This is a genomic window from Hyphomicrobium methylovorum (assembly GCF_013626205.1).
GTDB lineage: Bacteria > Pseudomonadota > Alphaproteobacteria > Rhizobiales > Hyphomicrobiaceae > Hyphomicrobium_B > Hyphomicrobium_B methylovorum.
The window spans coordinates 1,504,474-1,523,768 of record NZ_QHJE01000001.1 but is presented as its reverse complement, the minus strand read 5'-3'; the positions used below and the strand labels follow the sequence as shown (position 1 = coordinate 1,523,768).

17 protein-coding genes, 1 tRNA gene, 3 pseudogenes and 1 riboswitch are annotated in these 19,295 nt (G+C 58.0%); of the genes and pseudogenes, 8 read left to right on the top strand and 13 right to left on the bottom strand.

Annotation, left to right across the window (positions count from 1 at the left end):
- Positions 1-45 precede the first annotated feature (45 nt).
- From folD to DLM45_RS07430, 3 genes are read right to left on the bottom strand one after another with little or no spacing between them, the layout of a single operon-like run.
- Entirely contained in the window at positions 46-933 is an 888-nt protein-coding gene (folD, locus tag DLM45_RS07440) for a bifunctional methylenetetrahydrofolate dehydrogenase/methenyltetrahydrofolate cyclohydrolase FolD (RefSeq protein WP_181336530.1), read from the bottom strand.
- A 5-nt stretch (positions 934-938) separates the two neighbouring features.
- Positions 939-1,247, bottom strand: coding sequence for a DUF167 family protein (locus tag DLM45_RS07435; RefSeq protein WP_343062338.1), 309 nt, complete (start codon positions 1,245-1,247; stop codon positions 939-941).
- A 59-nt stretch (positions 1,248-1,306) separates the two neighbouring features.
- The gene (locus DLM45_RS07430; protein ID WP_181338224.1) at positions 1,307-1,597 is read right to left on the bottom strand and encodes a YggT family protein; all 291 of its coding nucleotides are present in this window, start codon (positions 1,595-1,597) and stop codon (positions 1,307-1,309) included.
- A gap of 220 nt (positions 1,598-1,817) precedes the next feature.
- Between DLM45_RS07430 and DLM45_RS07425 the strand changes: the two genes are divergently transcribed.
- Positions 1,818-1,893, top strand: a tRNA-Ala gene (locus DLM45_RS07425).
- A 338-nt stretch (positions 1,894-2,231) separates the two neighbouring features.
- Here the strand turns inward: DLM45_RS07425 and DLM45_RS07420 are convergent.
- Genes DLM45_RS07420 through DLM45_RS07410 form a run of 3 tightly spaced genes read right to left on the bottom strand, consistent with a single transcriptional unit; the run spans position 2,232 to position 4,781 of the window.
- On the bottom strand, positions 2,232-3,146 hold the full coding sequence (locus DLM45_RS07420; protein ID WP_181336528.1) for a sulfurtransferase: 915 nt from the start codon (positions 3,144-3,146) through the stop codon (positions 2,232-2,234).
- Entirely contained in the window at positions 3,143-4,441 is a 1,299-nt protein-coding gene (locus DLM45_RS07415; RefSeq protein ID WP_181336527.1) for an MFS transporter, read from the bottom strand. Before DLM45_RS07415 ends, DLM45_RS07420 begins: the two co-directional genes overlap by 4 nt.
- Position 4,442: 1 nt before the next feature.
- On the bottom strand, positions 4,443-4,781 hold the full coding sequence (locus DLM45_RS07410) for a hypothetical protein (protein ID WP_181336526.1): 339 nt from the start codon (positions 4,779-4,781) through the stop codon (positions 4,443-4,445).
- 77 nt (positions 4,782-4,858) lie between these two features.
- Between DLM45_RS07410 and DLM45_RS07405 the strand changes: the two genes are divergently transcribed.
- Both DLM45_RS07405 and DLM45_RS07400 read left to right on the top strand, forming a co-directional pair.
- Positions 4,859-5,554, top strand: a complete 696-nt coding sequence (locus tag DLM45_RS07405; protein ID WP_181336525.1) for an ArsR/SmtB family transcription factor — start codon at positions 4,859-4,861, stop codon at positions 5,552-5,554.
- A gap of 24 nt (positions 5,555-5,578) precedes the next feature.
- The gene (locus DLM45_RS07400; protein ID WP_181336524.1) at positions 5,579-6,388 is read left to right on the top strand and encodes a class I SAM-dependent methyltransferase; all 810 of its coding nucleotides are present in this window, start codon (positions 5,579-5,581) and stop codon (positions 6,386-6,388) included.
- 112 nt (positions 6,389-6,500) lie between these two features.
- Here DLM45_RS07400 and DLM45_RS16720 read toward each other — a convergent pair.
- The 3 genes and pseudogenes from DLM45_RS16720 to DLM45_RS07385 all read right to left on the bottom strand — a co-directional run.
- A pseudogene (locus DLM45_RS16720) lies at positions 6,501-6,817 on the bottom strand (transposase); the annotation flags it as partial.
- 223 nt (positions 6,818-7,040) lie between these two features.
- A complete protein-coding gene (locus DLM45_RS07390; protein ID WP_181336522.1) occupies positions 7,041-7,763 on the bottom strand; it encodes a hypothetical protein in 723 nt (240 codons plus the stop codon).
- Positions 7,764-7,800: 37 nt separating this feature from the next.
- Entirely contained in the window at positions 7,801-8,451 is a 651-nt protein-coding gene (locus tag DLM45_RS07385; RefSeq protein WP_181338389.1) for a hypothetical protein, read from the bottom strand.
- On the opposite strand from DLM45_RS07385, the pseudogene DLM45_RS07380 reads away from it, so the two are divergent.
- Positions 8,381-9,764: pseudogene (locus DLM45_RS07380) on the top strand (IS1182 family transposase). The gene DLM45_RS07385 and the pseudogene DLM45_RS07380 overlap by 71 nt on opposite strands.
- Positions 9,765-9,919: 155 nt before the next feature.
- Here the strand turns inward: DLM45_RS07380 and DLM45_RS07375 are convergent.
- Positions 9,920-10,435 (bottom strand): terminase small subunit, encoded by a 516-nt coding sequence (locus DLM45_RS07375; RefSeq protein WP_210269812.1) that lies wholly within the window; start codon positions 10,433-10,435, stop codon positions 9,920-9,922.
- A 22-nt stretch (positions 10,436-10,457) separates the two neighbouring features.
- On the opposite strand from DLM45_RS07375, the pseudogene DLM45_RS07370 reads away from it, so the two are divergent.
- The 3 genes and pseudogenes from DLM45_RS07370 to DLM45_RS07360 form a co-directional block, all read left to right on the top strand.
- A pseudogene (locus tag DLM45_RS07370) lies at positions 10,458-10,652 on the top strand (citrate/2-methylcitrate synthase); the annotation flags it as partial.
- A gap of 91 nt (positions 10,653-10,743) precedes the next feature.
- A riboswitch (cobalamin riboswitch) is annotated at positions 10,744-10,962 on the top strand.
- Positions 10,963-11,070: 108 nt separating this feature from the next.
- The gene (locus tag DLM45_RS07365; RefSeq protein WP_181336519.1) at positions 11,071-13,944 is read left to right on the top strand and encodes a ribonucleoside-diphosphate reductase subunit alpha; all 2,874 of its coding nucleotides are present in this window, start codon (positions 11,071-11,073) and stop codon (positions 13,942-13,944) included.
- 41 nt (positions 13,945-13,985) lie between these two features.
- The gene (locus tag DLM45_RS07360) at positions 13,986-15,110 is read left to right on the top strand and encodes a ribonucleotide-diphosphate reductase subunit beta (RefSeq protein WP_181336518.1); all 1,125 of its coding nucleotides are present in this window, start codon (positions 13,986-13,988) and stop codon (positions 15,108-15,110) included.
- 48 nt (positions 15,111-15,158) lie between these two features.
- Here the strand turns inward: DLM45_RS07360 and DLM45_RS07355 are convergent, their stop codons facing one another.
- From DLM45_RS07355 to DLM45_RS07345, 3 genes are all read right to left on the bottom strand, one after another.
- Complete coding sequence (locus DLM45_RS07355) at positions 15,159-15,839, bottom strand: class I SAM-dependent methyltransferase (RefSeq protein ID WP_181336517.1); 681 nt, start codon at positions 15,837-15,839, stop codon at positions 15,159-15,161.
- 52 nt (positions 15,840-15,891) lie between these two features.
- On the bottom strand, positions 15,892-16,356 hold the full coding sequence (locus DLM45_RS07350) for an Rrf2 family transcriptional regulator (RefSeq protein ID WP_181336516.1): 465 nt from the start codon (positions 16,354-16,356) through the stop codon (positions 15,892-15,894).
- 447 nt (positions 16,357-16,803) lie between these two features.
- Positions 16,804-17,841: a hypothetical protein gene (locus DLM45_RS07345; RefSeq protein ID WP_210269811.1), complete on the bottom strand. Its 1,038-nt coding sequence runs from the start codon at positions 17,839-17,841 to the stop codon at positions 16,804-16,806.
- 363 nt (positions 17,842-18,204) lie between these two features.
- Here DLM45_RS07345 and DLM45_RS07340 point away from each other — a divergent pair, with 363 nt between their 5' ends.
- Complete coding sequence (locus DLM45_RS07340; protein ID WP_181336514.1) at positions 18,205-19,293, top strand: hypothetical protein; 1,089 nt, start codon at positions 18,205-18,207, stop codon at positions 19,291-19,293.
- The last annotated feature ends 2 nt before the right edge of the window (positions 19,294-19,295 follow it).

Here is a 19,295-nt window from a genome sequence, read left to right as displayed (position 1 = left end):
CGGAATTGCTTCCGGCGCTCCAAACTCAGAAAAACGGCGAAATCCTTATGCAAACGCCGATTTCACACCGGCCTGCATCGCCGCGGCTTGGGCGGTATTGCGCAACAAGCAAGCAATGGTCATCGGGCCAACGCCACCGGGAACCGGCGTGATCGCGCCAGCAACGGCCGCGCACTCGTCATAAGCGACGTCGCCAACGAGCTTCGTCTTGCCATTCTCGGACGGAACGCGATTGATGCCGACGTCGATGATCGTCGCGCCGGGCTTAATCCAGCTCGCCTTGACCATCTCCGGAATACCGACGGCCGCAACGACGAGATCCGCGCCCTTGACGACGTCCTCGATATTCTTGGTTCGCGAATGAGCGATCGTAACGCTGCAGTTCTCACGGAGCAGAAGCGCTGCGACCGGCTTTCCGACAATGTTTGAACGACCAATGACAACGGCGTTCAGGCCAGAAAGGTTGGACAGCACTGATTTCGCAAGGATCACCGAGCCCGTCGGCGTGCAGGGAACGAGCGCACGCTCGCCAACCCAAAGGCGGCCGACATTGACCGGATGGAATCCGTCGACGTCCTTGTCGGGATTGATCGAGTTCAGAACCTTTTCCGAATTGATATGCTTCGGCAACGGCAACTGAACGAGGATGCCGTGGCACGCCGGATCGTTGTTGAGCTTCTCGACGAGAGCCAGCACGTCGGCTTCGCTGGTCTCCGCGGCGAGCCGATGCTCCCACGAGTTCATGCCGACTTCGACCGTCTGCTTCGCCTTGTTCGCAACGTAGACCTTGCTGGCTGGATCTTCACCGACCAGCACAACTGCGAGGCCGGGCTTCAAGCCATGCTCTTTCTGCAGGCGCGCAACTTCAGCTGCGACTTCGGCGCGAACGTCCGCCGCGATTTTCTTTCCGTCGATGACCTGGGCTCCGGACATTCCCCTTATTCCTCCTCGATTATTCTATCGTTTGAAAATGCTTCGACGTGAGACTGCAATTTCGCGCCGAGCAAGTCTGGGTCGCCATCGATCCGAACCGACTTCAGCCGCGATTTTCCGCCCGTGGAAAGGGTGACCGTTCGTTTTGGAACGTCCAGCCATCGCGCGACCAGCGCTTCGAGCGCTCGGTTCGCAGCGCCATCCTCGGGAACGGCGCGCAAGCGTGCCTGGAAAGCCTGACCGTCGGCGGTTTGTGCCAACCCGTCAATGGCCTCTTTGGTGGATCTGGGCGTGACCCGGAAGTGCGCAATCACGCACGCGGCGCCGTGCCGCCACGGCCCTCGCAGAGAGCCGCCAGCGGACGAAGATCCGGTCAAATGAATGCCTTGGCGATATTCGGCAGCAGGACTGTCTGCACGAAGTAGCAGAGAAGCAGCAGGATGACAGGCGAAATATCGAGCCCGCCGAGGTTCGGCATGGCGTTCCGGATGGGGCGCAGCAGCGGCTCTGTCACAGCGTTAAGAGCCTGCCAGATCGACCTTACCATCGGATTGTAGGCATTGATGACGCCGAAGGCCATCAGCCATGACACCACGACGACGGCGATGACGATGTACGTGTACAGCGTGATGAGATAGCTGATGAAATTCAGAAGTTCGAGCATCGGGAATCCGCGGTTGCCTGCTGCGCCATGTAGCCTCGTCATCGCAGCAATCGCAAGTGCTTGCGCGGATTATGCCTATCGGGTGCGGGCCTGCAATGTGGGGTTTTGAGGGGCCGACGAGCGACCATTCGGCGTCCCTGAGACCGGTGTGCCACGGCGCCCAGTTACGGCTCCGTTTCTTGACAATCCAAGAGCGTAAATCCTAAATGCCCGCGCCTTTGGGGCCGTAGCTCAGATGGGAGAGCGCTGCAATCGCACTGCAGAGGTCAGGAGTTCGATCCTCCTCGGCTCCACCAAAAACATTAAAGAATAAAGTGAGTTATTCTGAACATTTTCACAGGGCCCCTACTCGCTCTGTTGGGGTAAGCGCAGGGTAAGCAGCAGCGTCAATTCGATGCTTCGGCCGTCGCATGACGCTTGATCGGCGACGCAGAAGCGCCGCCGACCGTGTCCGGTCTCAGGCGGATTGCGTCAGAGACTCGGCAAATGCGCCAGAACCTCGTCCGATCAATTCCACTCGACACAAGGGGGGAATATCGTCGGCTGAGATGGAACCGATTCTGTCTTGGCCAGCAGGACAATGCGCTGACAGTTTTCTGAGACTGGAACCAAGTCGCGCGCGTTCATCACCCTATTATCGAATGTCCGATTGGGCAGTGTGGCCATGCTTCGTCCACGCAAGCATGGAGCCATCGTAGAGCGACACATTCTGATAGCCCAACAGCTCATGCAGAACGAACCAGTCTATCGCCGCGACATGTCCCGTGTTGCAGTATGGGGCAACCGGTCGATCGGGGTTTAAGCCGATAGCCCGCATGGCTGCCGCAAGCTTGTCCTTCTCACGAAAAGTCCCATCCGAATTCAAGTTCGCCTGGAACGGAAAGGACTTTGCCCCGGGGATATGTCCTGCCCTCGAAACAGCGGGCCGCTTTTCCAAGCCCACATAGAATTCAAAAAGCCGTGCGTCGAGAAGGTCAGTACGGCCATTTTGCACGATTTTTTCGACGGCGGCCGTATCGGCGATGAATTCAGAGCGCGCGGGATGGGCAACAAAATTGCCAGCTTCTACGATTTCATCCTCGCCCCAAACCTCTCGGCTTTCTGATATCCATTTGCTGGTGCCGCCATCAAGGATCGCAACGTTGTTATGGCCATGTAATTTGAGCTGCCAGTAAAGATAGGCGGCATATCCAACGTCGTCGGGGGATCTGCTGCGATGCGTGAGAACGATTGGCTGATCGACGGAAACACCGGCATCTCGCATCACCTTCTGGAAGGCGTCGGCGGGCACACCAATGTCTTCTATAGCTATTCCTGCTTCCGTCGCGGTGGCGCGCAGCGTTTTGAAATCTACGCGAATGGCTCCAATGATATGCCCGCCTTCTTTGAAGCTATCGGGATCATTGCGCACATCGATGACCCGCACACTGTCCTGGTTCTCGGCTAGCCACTGCGTGGTCACCAGAGGCGACGGCAGTTCGAGGGCCGTTGCGGAGATCGGGAAAGTCATGAAAATGCTGGCGAGGCCTACAAATATCGATCGCGTCATAGATGTTTTTCCTCCGGGTTTGAAAACATGTTTTTTGGCTGATTAAGCCCAGCCTGCTTCGTCTCCTGCATGGCGAAAGCCACGATGACGCCTGAGGCAAATGTCAGCAGACCAACGCTGACGATGGCCCACGACAGTCCGAACGCGTCACCGATAAAGCCTGCGATCAGCGCGCCCACCGCGTAGCCCATGTCCCGCCAGAAGCGATAGATGCTGAGCGAACGCGCTCGCCAGGTGGGATGCGCCACATCCGAGACCGTGGCCAGCAGCGTCGGATAGACCATGGCCGTGCCGAGCCCGAGCAGGATGCTAGCGACCAGCCACCATACGAACCCATCCCGTCCTGCCACCATAAACAGCGCTGCAGCCTGCAACCACATGCCTGCTACGATCAGGCCCTTGCGGCCGATGCGGTCGCTGAGCGGGCCCGTGATTGTCTGCGTGACACCCCACACCGCCGGATAAACTGCTTTTAAGAGTCCGATCGGCTCGATACCCAGCCCGCGCGCAGCGAAAAAGATGGGAAAAATTGCCCAACTCATTCCGTCGTTGAGGTTGTTGACGAGCCCGGCCTGGGAGGCAGCGAACAGAGTTCGGTTCGTGAAAGAGGTGCGCAAAAACACCTCCTTGAAGCTGATCGGATCGATCCTTGCGTGAAGACTTGCCTCTAGCCGCACATGCTCGTTCGTGTCGCGGACGAGAAGCATTGAGAGGCCTAGCCCGATCACCCCATAGCCAATACCCAGATAAAAGGGGTCCGGCCGCAACGCGCCTGCCTCGGCAGCAATCCAACCGGTAAGAAATGCGGTCAGGCCAACCATCAGATAGCCGGCGCATTCGTTGAGCCCAACCGCTAATCCGCGCGACTTGGGACCTACAAGATCGATCTTCATGATGACGGCCATGGACCAGGCGAGACCCTGACTGACGCCCAACAGGGCATTGGCGACAATGATCCAGTTCCAGCTCGGCGCCCAGATGATGAGGAAGGGAACAGGCAAAGCAATAAGCCATCCCAAAACCAGAACGCGTTTGCGGCCCCACCGGTCGGCCATTTGACCGGAAAGCAAGTTCGTGAACGCTTTCGAGATACCGAAGCTCACGATGAAGGAAGCGACAACGGCGGTCGATGCGATCTTGAACTCCTCGGAGCCGATCAGCGGCACCACAGTGCGCTCCAGCCCGACCATGCCGCCGACGAATGCATTCACCAGTACGAGCAAGGCAAACTGACGCCAGTTTTCGCGCAGCCCTAGCTTGACCGATGCGTGTGAGGCTGTCGTTCCCCCGTCCATCTCAGGCCGTTACCGCCGGCCAACCGGAATTGGCGGTTTGTAACGCGCGAGAATCTTGCGGAGCAGGTGGAATCTTGGCGAGGATGAAGTGGACGAAAGCAGTTTCGTCATCGACGCGCGGTGCCTCGTCCGTGGTCTTACCGAGCATGCAGGCGGTCGATCGATGGTGAGCACGGAGCTGGGTATCGATGAGCGGATGGATGCGCATCACCGCTTCTTCCACCGCGAGCAGGTAGGGCCTGCCGACGCGACCCACGTCAGCTCCGGCGGGGCGCTCTCTGACGCCAAAAATATAAAAATTCCGACTGTCTCCCCGATGCAGAATTCGAAAGAGGTCCATGGCCTTGAATTCCGCGCTCACAACATGTAATGTTTAACATTCAATTATTATGCGGAATGTGCCTAGGAAAATATCCATTGTCAAGCTGCAGCCCCAAACAGGCAATCTTTGCGAGCCTCGCCGAAGTCGCGCAGGCCCTTGGTCACCACCATCGGCTTGAGCTTTTGGAGCATCTCGGACAAGGCGAGCGCAGCGTCGAAGATCTTTCGGCTCGCGCGAAGCTGAACTTCGCAAACACGTCGCGTCACCTGCAGATCCTGCGCCGTGCGCGCCTTGTTGAAACCCGCCGGAACGGAAAGCGCGTTCTTTATAGTTTGGCGGGAGATGTCGAAGTTGTGAGTCTCATGCACGCGCTTGGCCGTGTCGGAGAACGCAACATCGCGGAAGTCGGGCGCGTGATGACGGATTTCTTCCACGCGCGCGATGCGCTGGAACCAGTCGCGCGCACGGAGCTTCTGACACGCCTTCAGGCAGGCCTCGTGACTGTTCTAGATGTGCGTCCGGAGGATGAGTTTGCGCAAGGCCACGTCGCCGGCGCACTCAATATCCCCATCGACGAGCTTGAACGCCGCCTCAAGGAGCTGCCACGGAGACGCGAGATCATTGCCTACTGTCGCGGACCTTATTGCATTTTCTCCTTCGAAGCCGTTGCCGAACTTCGGACGCGTGGGTACCTCGTCCGTAGGTTGGAAGATGGCTATCCCGAATGGAAAGCAGCTGGGCTCCCGGTGGAGGTCTCGGACCGCGAGCCAGCGATATCAATTCGCTCTTAAAATGAAAAAATCCGGAGGACACTAATGCAATCCACTATTCAACCCCATAACCAGCGCGTAGCGACGGTGTGGAATTCAGGCGGCAGCGAGTACGATAATATCAGTCGCGGCATTGCCGATTCCATTGCCCACTGCGTTCTCAGACTCGACCCGCAGCCTCGTGAGCAAATCCTCGACCTCGCTACGGGCACCGGCTGGACATCTCGCGCAGTGGCCCGGCTAGGCGCGAACGTGACGGGTGTGGACATCAGCGATGAACTGCTCGCGGCGGCGGAGGAACGGGCGCGGCGCGAACATCTCACGATCCAATACGATCGGGGCGATGCCGAAGGCTTGCCCTATGCCGACGGTCAATTCGATGCTGTGATTTCGACTTGTGGCATCATGTTTTCTAGCCGACCAGAGACGGCGGCAGGCGAACTCGGCCGCGTTTGTCGCAAGGGTGGGCGCGTCGCGCTCACGACATGGCTTCCCGACAGCAACCTGTTTAAGATGTTTATGGTGATGAAGCCGTATATGGCGCCCCCGCCTTCGTCGCCCCCGCCCTCTCCATTTGAATGGGGCAAGATGGAGCGAGTGCAGGAACTTCTCGGTGGCATGTTCGATCTTAAATTTGAAAATGGCACTTCATTCTACCGTGAGCCTAGTGGGGAAGCGGCCTGGACGACATTCTCTACGTCTTACGGTCCAACACGGGCGCTCGCCGCAAGCCTCGATAATGCGAAGCGCGCGGAATTGAAGCGCGATTTCATCGCGTTTCATGAGGACTTCCGCAACGATCTCGGCATTTGCGTGCCCCGCGAGTACCTCGTCACGCTCGGGGTACGCCGTTAGGATAGCCGACGATGCGCGGCTGCTTGCTCGTCGTCGCCATCGAACGGGCATCCGGATGGGTCAGCGAGACTTGCGGTTCGCCGGTCGTGTTCATGCGTTTTTCGACGGCGCGGAGCGTTTCGGCTTCTTTCTTGAGACTGCGCGTCAGCCAGATCAGTTCCAGATTGCGGCCGCACTCTCGCTCGAAGAGACGCCACGACTGCACTTGGTTGAGGTAGCCGTATGATACAGCTTTAGCATCGTCGCCGGATGATAGGCTGGCCGTCCCGTCGCATTCGATTCGACATCGAAGCCGAGGGCCGCGAGATCAAGCATGTCGATGAAAGTATCGATGGCCCGAACTGGGCTTTCCTCGCTAACGTAATCGTCAACGTACGCAGGCAAAAGTGACGTTTGCGTTCGGTCCAAGCTTTCAATGAAGCGCGTCATGGGAGCCCCGCAAGCAGCGCGAGGATTATACCATGCGTCGAGGCTCAACCCGATAAACTGCCCGCGTTTTCACACAACCTCTCTGCATAGCCACAAGCGACATAGCCGCAAGGTCCCATTTGCAGACATTCACCATGTGAGCGGACTGCTCAGGCAGCGCCTTGCTGGTGACGTCTGTTGAGTGAAGCCAAGCGGACTGCGCGCGACCGTCTACGGCAACGCGCTAGGAGTCACGAGCATAGAAGGCTTCGGAGACGATTTCCTCAACCACATCCCTATCAAGCGGCAACCTCGATTCATGAATAGCGGCCAATATCTCAAGGAAGACGGCTTCCGCTTTCCTAGCGTTGATGATCTTCCTAAGTTCATCCGACACCCCGGGCGCTACTCCATCGAGTAGCGACCATTCTGCGTCTTCTACCGCCGATGCTATACGAGCGTTGTCGGAAAGCGTTTGTTCCAATCTTCTGAGCAGGTCGTCCGGATCTAGCATGAGATAAAAAAGGAAGATCAATTCCGCGAGATTCTCCCGTGCAAACGCCGAACCGTTGTTCTCAATGTCTGCAACACTTGCGATTATATCTCGCACACGATTTACTGCTCGCGATCGACGTTCCTGATCCTGGCGAATGGCGTCGCCGTAACTCCTATCAAGATGAGCGGCATCACACGTGTGCCAGTCGTCCTCCTTCAGCGACCGAACAAAGCGATCGACCTCGTAAAGCCTCCCCTTGCTGCGCGCAAATCGCAGATGCTCTGAAAAACGCTCTCGCTTCTCACGATCCGTCGAAAATGCCCACCCCGATAATATCAACGGGGGCTCTAAATCACCGCGCGGCTGTCCCAGCAATCGCCAAATGGCGTCCCACTTGCCGGGCTGCGGACAAATGCGGTCTTCACTAGATGCGAAGACAAGCAGTCGCTGGAGCTGTTCTTCGTCGGACATGCTGACACTCGAAAGCTATTGGTCGCAAAATTTCCTGTCAGCGCTCTTTCGCCTTCAGTGGGGCTGCGGTCGTTCGGCCCTGGTCACTCCCGACATTTTCGAATTCAAACAGAACTGGCATAGCTCCCACCGGCATTGACCGCTCGATCTTCAACTCGCCCTGCTCTTTGAGAACATGCTTATGAAGCTTGTCGAAGTCAGAGCACCATACCGTCTCGATATCCCGATCTTTTGAGTGATCGTTGGCGTTTGCCTCAGAGCCAAACCGCATGGGCCGGAACTGTAGCTGTTCGGCCCCTCTCACTTCGACACCCATCTCAGGGTTAGCAGCACGGCGCATCACCAGCCGGCCATCTTTGACCCAAGCTGTTTCCATGCCCTCGCGTGCTTCGTAGCCGAGGTCTGCGAGCGTCTTTAAAATGGCGCGGCGCTTCGCTGCCAATGCTCTTCCCTTCCGCTCGGCGTCAGTGACGTCAACCACACGTTTCGAAACTGACGCCGCCGTCGAGGCATCTTCGCGCTGCAAGGCATCCCGTGCTTCCGCGATCAATCCCATGGCCGCCGGAAGTCTCAGGGCCTCCAGCTCGGCCACCCTTTCTTCGAGTGCAGAGAGAGCCTTGATCTCATCTCGGCGCTTTTGGATCGCCGCAGAAACCTCGAGTTGGAGCGTATATGTCGGCGAGGACAACCCGGTTCGCGTGGTCGACGCCTTCGTCGATGCGCTCGATCTCGCTGCGCTCGGCTTCGACGGTGTTGTTCCTGAAGAGACGGGTCGTCCGAGCTACCATCCCGCGACGATCTTGAAGATCTACATCTATGGCTATCTCAACCAAGTGCAATCGTCGCGCGGCCTCGAACGCGAGTGCCATAGGAATCTTGAGCTGATTTGGCTTACGGGCCGTCTGGCGCCGGATTTCAAGACCATCGCCGACTTCCGGAGGGACAACGGTCCGGCCATCCGCAAGGTTTGCCATCGTCGCGATCGACGGCAGCAAATTTAAAGCCGTCAATGCGAAAACCAGGAGCTTCACGCGCGAGAAGCTCAAGCGGCGTCTTGGCGAGATAGACGCGCTCATCGAAAGATATCTCGTTGAACTCGACCGTGCCGACGAGGTGGTGAGCAAGACCGGCATGGGAGTGCCCGAGGCGCGGTTGGCGCGTGCAATCAAGAAGCTCGCCTCCTGCCGACGAGAGGTCAACGCCTTGAAGGCGATCGAGCAGCGAATGGACATTAGTGGGGAAACGCAGGTCTCGCTGACAGATCCCGATGCTCGCGCCATGGCAACGACGAGCCGGAAGCCCCGCGTCGTTGGCTACAATGTTCAAACTGCCGTCGAGACGAACCATCATCTGATCGTCGCGCATGAGGTGACGAACCTCGGCTACGATCGCGACGCCCTGGCGATGATGGCGCGCGCAGCGCGTGAAGAGATATCCCGCCCCGACATCGAGGCACTTGCCGACAAGGGCTATTACAAGGGCGAGGAGATCGTCGCGTGCGAAGAGGCTGGTATCCCGGTTACCTTGCCCAAGCCGCACACCTCCAATGCGGCAGCCCATGGCCGCTTCGACCGCGCCGACTTCATCTACATCGCCGGCGATGATGCCTACGTCTGCCCGGCCGGCGAGCGACTGACGTACCGCTTCACGAGCGTCGAGGCCGGAAAGACGCTGCACTCGTACTGGACGGATGCCTGCGGAAGCTGCGCCATTAAAGGCCGCTGCACTACCAGCAAGGAACGCCGCGTCCGTCGCTGGGGGCACGAAGGCATCCTCGAGCGGGTCCAACAGCGGCTCGACGATGATCCCAACAAGATGTCGCTACGGTGCCAGACCGTCGAGCACCCGTTCGGGACGATCAAGGCGTGGATGGGTGCTACACACTTCAAGATGAAAACGCTGAAGCACGTTGCCACCGAGATGGCATTGCACGTTCTGGCCTACAATCTGAAGCGGGTGATGGCGATCCTCGGGGTGCCGCAGCTTCTGGAAGCGATCTGAGGCCGGCGACTGGGCCGGACTTCTTACCAGAAAGCTGGCTGCTTCTTCGTTCTCACACAGCCTCTCGGCAAAGCGGCTATAGGTCGGTAGGGGATGCTGCGGTTGCTTACGGCCGCTTTTGGGATTGTGCGACCGAACGCAAAGGTCTGCAAATACTAGCCATCGCGTTTCATTGCTCGTGACAGACGATCCGCAAGACCGTCGAGACCCTTGACGTTCAAGGTTTCATCGAACGCCTTCACACCGATATGCTTTCCGATCAACTCAACGCGCTTGACGCGATCTGACACGCGGATCTTTTTCACCTTGCCGATCTCGGTGCCCTCGACCGAGATAACGTCGATATCGAGACCCACGATCAATCCTTGCCGCCAGATCTTCGGCCACCGCTTCACGGGGAGTAGATCGCCGGCATCATCGTACAGGTGGGCAATGTCCGCCTCGGCTTCTTCCGAGAGACGCTTGAGCACCCAATTGGCGTCAATCTTCGTTTCTTGCGAGCGCGCGAGCATCGCAACGTTGATCGCATTACGAACTTGAGTTTTTTCAAGTAGCTCGTGACCGATGCGCGATGCGGTCTTCTTCGAATAGCCCGCACGAATTGCCGCCCGAGTTGCGTTCAAATCGAGGAGATAATTCTCGACAAACCGCTGCTGCTTTGACGTTAACATGTTCAATCATCCGGTTGACCTTCTCGGCGTTCCGGCCACAATGTTCACGCCGCTGTTCGCCATGGCACGAATCGCCGGGTGGAGTGCCCACGTCATCGAACAGCGCCAGGACAACAAGATTATCCGGCCAACGGCCAACTATATCGGGCCGGAGAGCTTGCCGTTCGTTTCGCTTGATGACCGAAACCGCAAGCACATCTGCCAGCACGCGGCGTGAGAAATCCACACGTTGTCCCGAATGATACACAAGGGTTTGCGTTTATCGTGATCTGGCACACAACATCTTGGAGTGCACTCCGAATCAGCCCTTTATAGGCGTCGTCATGGGTCGCTGAGTTTCAACGCTCGGCGCTAAGAGGGAACCCGGTGCGCATCTCCTTTATGGGGGCGTAATCCCGGGGCTGCCCCCGCAACTGTGAGCGGCGAGTCGTCTGTCGAAGAGTGCCACTGATGCTTATGCGTCGGGAAGGACAGACAGGCGGCGATGACCCGCGAGCCAGGAGACCTGCCTTTGACAACGGTTTTTTCGTCCGCGGGCGGGGTGTCCCGGTGGATTGGTTTATTCCCGTGCATGTGCGCGAGGATGAGCGCGCGTACCATTCGACCCAAGCCCCCTATCTTTCAGGGGTTTGCCGATGTCTTATACAATTGAAGCACGAAGCTCACACGTCGACTCTTCTTCCGGCACCAGCCCTTCTAAAGCGGCATCCGGTTCTGCCTTTCAAGTGATCCGCCGCAACGGCAGCGTGACACCATTTGATGCCAGCAAAATTTCTGTCGCTCTAACGAAAGCATTTCTCGCCGTCGAAGGCGGACGCGCGGCTGCATCGCGACGTGTCCACGAGACAGTCGAAGGATTGACGAGCCAGATCGTCGCCGCATTGACCCGGCGCAGCGCGCAGGAACGCACGTTCCATATCGAAGAAGTTCAGGACCAGGTCGAACTCGCTTTGATGCGCGGCGAGCATCACAAAGTTGCGCGCGCCTATGTTCTGTATCGCGAGGATCGCAAGCGGGAGCGCGCGGCCGAGCTGGCCATGGCGCAGACCCCCGCCGTGCCCGCGATCAATGTCAAAGCGAAGGACGGAAGCCTGTCGCCGCTTGATGGCGCGCGTTTGCAAAAGCTCATCGGAGAGTCCTGCGAAGGTCTGGAAGACATCTCTGCAGATGCCGTGCTCACCGAAACGCAGCGCAATCTCTATGATGGAATTACGCTCGACGAACTGGCCGATGCTCCGGTTCTGGCCGCGCGAACGTTGATCGAAACCGAGCCGAACTATACATACGTCACAGCGCGTCTCTTGATGGACAAGCTGCGCCGCGAAGCTCTCTCGTTCATTGCCGGCCGCGTGGACGAAGCACGCCAATCCGAGATGGGCGAACGCTATCCTGAATATTTCAAAGCATTCATTGCGAAAGGTATCGCCGCGGATTTGCTCGATCCGGAACTCGCACGCTTCGATCTGGAGCGCATCAGCAGCGCCCTGAAACCCGAGCGGGACGCGATCTTCCAGTACCTCGGTTTGCAGACTCTTTATGACCGTTATTTCCTGCAGACGAACGGGATCCGCTTCGAGCTTCCGCAAGCCTTTTTCATGCGCGTTGCGATGGGCCTGGCTCTGCGAGAGATCGACCGCGAAGCCAAGGCAATCGAATTCTACAATCTGATTTCGTCGTTCGACTTCATGTGCTCGACGCCGACACTGTTCAATGCGGGGACGCCGCGTCCGCAACTGTCGTCCTGCTTCCTGACGTCGGTGCCAGATGATCTCGACGGTATCTTCAAATCGATCAAGGACAACGCGCTCCTTGCGAAGTACTCCGGCGGCCTCGGGAATGACTGGTCGCGCGTCCGCGGGCTAGGCGCTCACATCAAAGGCACCAACGGGGAAAGCCAGGGCGTCGTCCCGTTCCTGAAAGTTGCAAACGATACGGCGATCGCCGTCAACCAGGGCGGCAAGCGCAAAGGCGCAGTCTGCGCGTATCTCGAAACGTGGCACATCGATATCGAAGAGTTTCTCGATCTGCGTAAGAACACCGGAGACGACCGGCGGCGCACGCATGACATGAACACGGCGCACTGGATTCCCGATCTCTTCATGCAGCGCGTTGCCGAGGACGGGCAGTGGACACTGTTCTCGCCGGACGAAGTGCCGGATCTGCACGACCTCTATGGCACGGCATTCGCTGAGCGCTATGAGGCGTACGAAGCAAAAGCCGAGCGCATGGAAATGAAGGTCGCCCGGCGCGTTCGCGCTGTCGACCTCTGGCGGCGCATGCTGACGATGCTATTCGAGACGGGGCATCCGTGGATCACGTTCAAAGACCCATGCAACCTGCGTTCGCCGCAGCAGCATTGCGGCGTTGTGCATTCTTCGAACCTCTGCACTGAGATCACGCTCAACACATCGAATGATGAAGTTGCTGTCTGCAATCTCGGTTCTGTCAATCTCGCAGCGCACGTTACCGCTGATGGACTCGACCGCGAGAAGCTTGCCCGCACGGTGAAAACCGCGATGCGCATGCTCGACAACGTCATCGACATCAATTTCTACACGATCCCGGAAGCCCGGCGCTCGAACCTGCGTCACCGTCCGGTGGGGCTTGGCATGATGGGCTTCCAGGATGCCATCCAAACGATGCAGATTGCCTACGGGTCCGACGAGGCAGTGGACTTCGCGGATATCAGCATGGAAGCAATCAGCTTCCACGCGATTTCCTCGTCCGTCGATCTCGCCGCCGAACGTGGCCGTTATCCCTCGTTCGATGGTTCGCTCTGGAGCCAGGGCGTGTTGCCGATCGACTCGATCGAGTTGCTGAAGGCTGCGCGCGGCCCGGATATCCGTATCGACACCTCGTCGACGCTCGATTGGGCAACGCTGCGTGAACGCGTGCGCACGATTGGTATGCGTAATTCCAACACGATGGCGATCGCGCCGACGGCTACGATCTCGAACATCTGCGGCGTGGCGCAATCGATCGAGCCCGCGTTTCGCAACTTGTACGTCAAGTCGAATATGTCCGGCGATTTCACCGTCGTGAATCCCATTCTCGTGCGGGATCTTAAGGCGCGCGGCTTGTGGGACGAGGTGATGGTTGCAGATCTCAAGTATTTCGACGGCTCGCTCGGATCGATCGACCGCGTGCCGGATGACCTAAAGGCCCTTTACGCGACGGCGTTCGAGATCGATTCGCACTGGCTCGTCGATGCCGCCGCGCGCCGACAGAAATGGATCGACCAAGGCCAATCGCTAAATCTTTACATCGCGGCGCCGAACGGACGGAAGCTCGATGCGCTCTACCGCTTGGCGTGGGAGCGCGGATTGAAGACCACGTATTACCTCAGGTCGCAATCTGCCACGCATGTCGAGAAATCGACGCTGAAGCGGACGGACGGAAAGCTCAACGCCGTCGCCAGTTCCGTCCTTTATTCGGCTCCTGCGGACAACAATTCGATGAGCGGAAAAGCCTGCTCGATCGACGATCCAACCTGCGAAGCCTGCCAATAACTTTCGCTTTTAAAATCTGAATTTCGAAACGGAGACGTCACATGCTCGACTGGTCAGAGCCAGCCGCAAATTTGCCCTCGACTCGTATGCCGGCACGCATCATTCCGCAGGACGATGCAACGGGATTAGGAAACATCGATCGCAGCGGCGAGCGCGTTCGCGTTGACGATAAGGCGATGATCAATGCACGCGCTGACGTCAATCAGCTTCTGCCGCTGAAATATCGCTGGGCATGGGAGAAATACCTGGCCGGCTGCAACAATCATTGGATGCCGACCGAAGTATCGATGCAGGCCGATATCGCGCTTTGGAAATCCAAAGACGGGCTCACTGAAGATGAGCGTCGCATGGTCAAGCGCAATCTCGGTTTCTTCGCCGCCTCAGAGTCGCTCGTCGCCAACAACATCGTGCTGGCGATCTATCGGCATCTGACAAACCCCGAATGCCGCCAGTATCTGTTGCGTCAGTCATTCGAGGAGGCCGTGCATACGCACACATTCCAGTACATCGTTGAAAGCCTTGGCCTCGATGAAGGCGAGCTGTTCAACATGTACCGCGAAGTGCCGTCGATCACGGACAAGGCAGCCTGGGCGCTCGCTTACACCAAGCACCTCGATGATCCGACGTTCCAGACCGGAACAAAGGAAACGGATCAGGCTTTCCTCCGCGATCTCGTTGCCTTCTACGTCGTGTTTGAGGGGATGTGGTTTTATACCGGCTTCGCACAGATCTTATCGCTCGGTCGGCGCAACAAGATGGTCGGCATCGCCGAGCAATACCAATACATCCTGCGCGATGAGAGCATTCATCTGAACTTCGGCATCGATGTCATCAACCAGATCAAGGCGGAAAATTCGCATCTCTGGACGAAGACATTTCAGGACGAAGTTCGCGGTATGCTGCACGATGCGGCGCAACTCGAAGCCGCTTACGGGCGCGATACGATGCCGAGCGGCTTGCTCGGTCTCAACGCAGCACTAACAGAGCAGTATATGGAGTTCATCGCCAACCGCCGGTGCGCTCAGCTTGGCCTCGCACCGGTCTTCAAGGATCGCGAGAATCCCTTCCCGTGGATGTCCGAGGCAATGGATTTGAAGAAGGAAAAGAACTTCTTCGAAACGCGCGTCATTGAATATCAAAACGGCGGCGCATTGAGCTGGGACTGAGTTAAAAAGCTGGATCCCCAGATGCTGTTCGCGTCTGGGGATCCAGCGTCACGCATTCGCGACCCAGCCACGCCACGTCAATGCTGCGTAAAACAAGCTGACGTTCGAGAACCCAGCTTCGCGCAGGATCTCCTCGTCTTGCTCCGGCGTCATCACTTCAAGATGGGCGGCCACCATAGAGCGCGCCTTGTTTGCCTTTTCCGGGTCTGTTCCCGAAGCAATTGCAAACTCGGCATAGCGCGATAGCCAAGCGCCGCGTTCTTCATCTCGCTGCGGAAAACTTGAGTGGGCCACCACAAGCGGCGCGCCTGGGCTCATGCGCCGCCGGATCTCGCGTGCCGTGCGGACCCGTTCTGCGTATCCCAGAAAATGCAGAGTCAGAAGGCAAGCGGCAGCATCGAACGGCCCAAGCGGCGCATCGTCGATGTAGCCGTGATGCAGCGTCGCGCGCGATGCCATGGAGCCAAGCGTGCGCTCGGCCTGCTGAAGCATTTCAAGAGCCGGATCGACGCCGTCGAATGTCCAATGAGGGCGGGCCTCAGCAAATGCGCGCAACTCCAATCCGCCTCCAGCCCCCAAAACGAGGACGCGCGCGTCGCGTGGTGTGCGCTCGGATAGCAGCAGCGTCGCCATGCGATGCAGGTCAGCAAGGCCCGGCACAAACCGCGGCGGCCCGTCAGCATATTGCGAAGCCGCTTCCGGGTTCGAGAATGCCGCAACGATATCCATGGGCGGGATGCCTTTTGCTATTGGGACAAATCTCGGATTGACGCGGCGCGCGTCACGGGGCGTGAACCGTCTCGATCTCTTGCGAACCGCCGCGCGCTTTGAGCCGCCGATGGAAGTCAGCGCTGAGCATCGCGAGCGTGACGTCTCCCAATCGGTTCAGCAGAAGCGCTTCGGCATCCTGAAAGGCCTGATTGAGAGCAGCATTCACAGCTTGCTCCACGAGGCATCCCGGCGCCTCGCTCCTATTTCCAAGAGCGATGAGAGACGGCTCTCCAAGCGCTTCGTAGACGTCGCGCAGGGTCACTTTCGAAAGGTCGCAATTGATCTGCCAGCCGCCGCCATGACCTTTTTCCGAGCGAACGTAGCCTTGGCTGCGTAGGCCAGCCATGACACGGCGGACGACAACGGGATTTGTCTGCATGGCCATGGCCAGAACGTCGGAAGTCACCGGACCTTTCTGTTCCGCCATGTGCAGAAGGACATGCAGAACGCCCGACAAGCGACTATCTCGTTTCATGATACTTTATATGTTACGTGATGCGACACTGTCAAGAACGCGCCGACCTCTGCAGGGCAAGCGAAATCCGCCGCGCGCTCACGGAAGGAGCTGCCTGAACAACAGTGGGAATGAAATTGACCGCCAGAAATGCAAAGAGAGCGGCGCATTGGCCGCTCTCTTTTGAGCTTATCGCTCCAACAGAACCATTTGGGGACGGCTCGGTTCTGTCGCCGCCGATATTGACCTCGGGGTAGAGGCTGATCCCGTATATCCGGGAGCAACAACCACTCAGCACACATGCTGCTGTCGGCAATCCCCAACCAATCTGATTTGTGGATTACTCGTCAAGCCCGATTGCAGTCGATAGCATCAGTATGCCAGCGCGCGTGGCACGCACTCACATCTTGGATCGGCAACCTGATATGCGTCGCGGTGAGTACAATTCCAGACAGTCGCGAGACGCGTTCAGCGCGCACGTGAAGCACGGAACCGCGCGTGCAGCGGCCGAAGATACTTCTTCTCCAGCGGCTGGAAGATGTTGTTGAACCCGAGCCCGAAACGCGAGCGCATGAGCAGCAGCCTGACGGCAATCCGCGCCGCGATATCGCCGCGAGGTATCTGACGAAGAATATCTTGCCAGAACACCAGTTCGACCTGTGACAGGCTCTCAACCGTCAGGAGCTGGGAAAGACTCGGGCGCCGCGTAAACGTCGGCTTTACATCGCCCGTTGCCGCATAGAGGCCCATAGCGGTGCGAACGCACTTCTCGCAGACCTCGCAGTTGATTTGGTTGCCCGCACCCTTCGACGCTCTGCAGATGCTCAGCATGGACAGCGCTTCCGGCACAGCCGCGAGGTAAGCGATCTTGTCGACGCGCCGCGTATTCGCGCCGCCGCCGGCAACGCGAAACTGTGACGAACCGAGCAGGTGCGTCATGTACTGATTATTGCCCCAGGGCATGATCTCAAGATCTTCGCCAAACGTGAAATCTGCGGCGATGTTTACTCCTTCATGGCTGGCGCTTAGCAATTGGCCAATGGCGGCAAGCCCCAGCTGCGTATCCAGCTCATACTGAACGCAGAAGTCTTTCCAGTTGGTCGTGCAGACGAGAAAGGGAAGATCTAAAGCGCGCGCTACCGTCGCGACGCGGCTCTCAAGCGTTGGAAAATATTTCGTGTCTGTTAGTGCGTAGTCGAAGCCGTGTACTAGGAAGACGCTTCCAGGAGTACACGTATCGCGCCCAGCGTCGCCCGAGCGATTGGCGAAGATGGAGAACATGCTGTCGACGCCGCCGGAAAATGGAAACGTCCACGTTCTTGAGGTGGGTCTCGGTTCCGTCTCCGTCTCTTTGTCGGCCGAGACTTTCGCGGCTTTGTAGCGGTCCGGCCGCCACTGGGCCCATATCTGGGTATACCGCTCCGCGCCCGCAAGAAGCTGGGAGTCGACCGCACCGCGCACATGCAGAGGGCAGCCTCGTGCCATCGCAAGTGGAAGTGCTGCCAAAAGTGCGAAATTCGCATTCACGGGCGCTGGGCCGATAGCGTCCGAGGGGCCGCGCCATTCAAACCATATGGTCCGCTCGAGTTCCGGAATTTCGACGGAAGCGCGCGGCCATGAGAGGCGCGGGATGGCGGTTATGGAAGCTGTGCTCGCTATTTGCCCAATCCGATCATTTGCGCTTCCAGTGGAAGCTGATGTTCGACAGAAATTTCATACGGAACGGCAGTGTCGCACTCTAGCGTTTAAGCCGAATAGCTCACAACATTTCGTGGTGCTCGACGCGTATCACCGCTATCAGGACCCCAAGATAGAACTAGGCGTACAGGGCATCGCCGGCTCCTGGGCATATGAAATTCTGGACTGACAATGCGGAAAGTTGGAATCGTATGTGCCTTCAATCCTGGAAACACGGGCATGTTGTCCGTCGATCTCGCCGCCTCGAGCGTTCTCAACTCCTGGAATATTGAACACACGCTCATCAATTTTCAGAAACGGCCATGGCGTCTGCCGTCGAAATTCCGGGTTTGTCGCACCTCTGCGAAGCTGGCGCAGTTTACGCACCTGCTATTCTGGGGTGATTTCCAGAATAACCCCATTTACGGCACGCGTGACTTCGCAAACCGCGAGATGAAATTCGGGTACGCGAGCACGAAGCAAGATGCGATCTCGAACTGGACCCGGTTGCACTTATCGCTTGCGCAGGAGCTACCCCGCAGCACGGTGATCGCCTCCATTGGAAATTGCTTCCTTGGAACGCATAGCGCCACCGCGGAGCACAATCTTTTCGAGCCGCTGAAGACTTTTGCAGACAGCGCGATCTCGATCCTTCCGCGCGAAGCGCGTTCTGAAAAAGAACTTGTCGAAGCCGCGGGCGGCGCACCGCGAGATAACATTCGCTCGGCGCTTGATACCGCATTTCTCCTGGAGTTTGGGGAGTCCGTCGATCCGCGTGAGAGAGAGTGCTTCGGCTACTGTTTCGCTCGATCAGGGGTCGCAGATATTGCTGAGGGCGTGCAAAAAATCAGCGAGCGAACGGGTCTGACAGCGGTCGAAGTTCCCTGGAGCGTCGGTACGCGAAGGGTGTCGCAGGAAAAGATATTCGCGCGCGCTTTAGAGGTCGTGCCGAAGTGCCGCTTTATTGTAAGCGACGTCTACCATCTCACCGTCAACGCGATGAATCACGGGACGCCGGTGCTTGCCGTCAGCCGACTGGATTCGCCGACGCAATCCTCCGTAGACGATCAAAAGAAATACGCACTCGCCGAGCAAATCGGCGCGACGGATCTGCATATCGCGCTGGGAGCAGATGCTTCGATCCTCTCAAGCGTTTCGAGCATAATTGAAACTTACGAGCGCCTAATGGATCGGGAAATCTCCTTTGATGAAATCCGTCAGGGGCTGAGAAGTCGGAAGGATCGCTACCGCTCCGCGATCAAAGACATCTTGGATGCCTGACA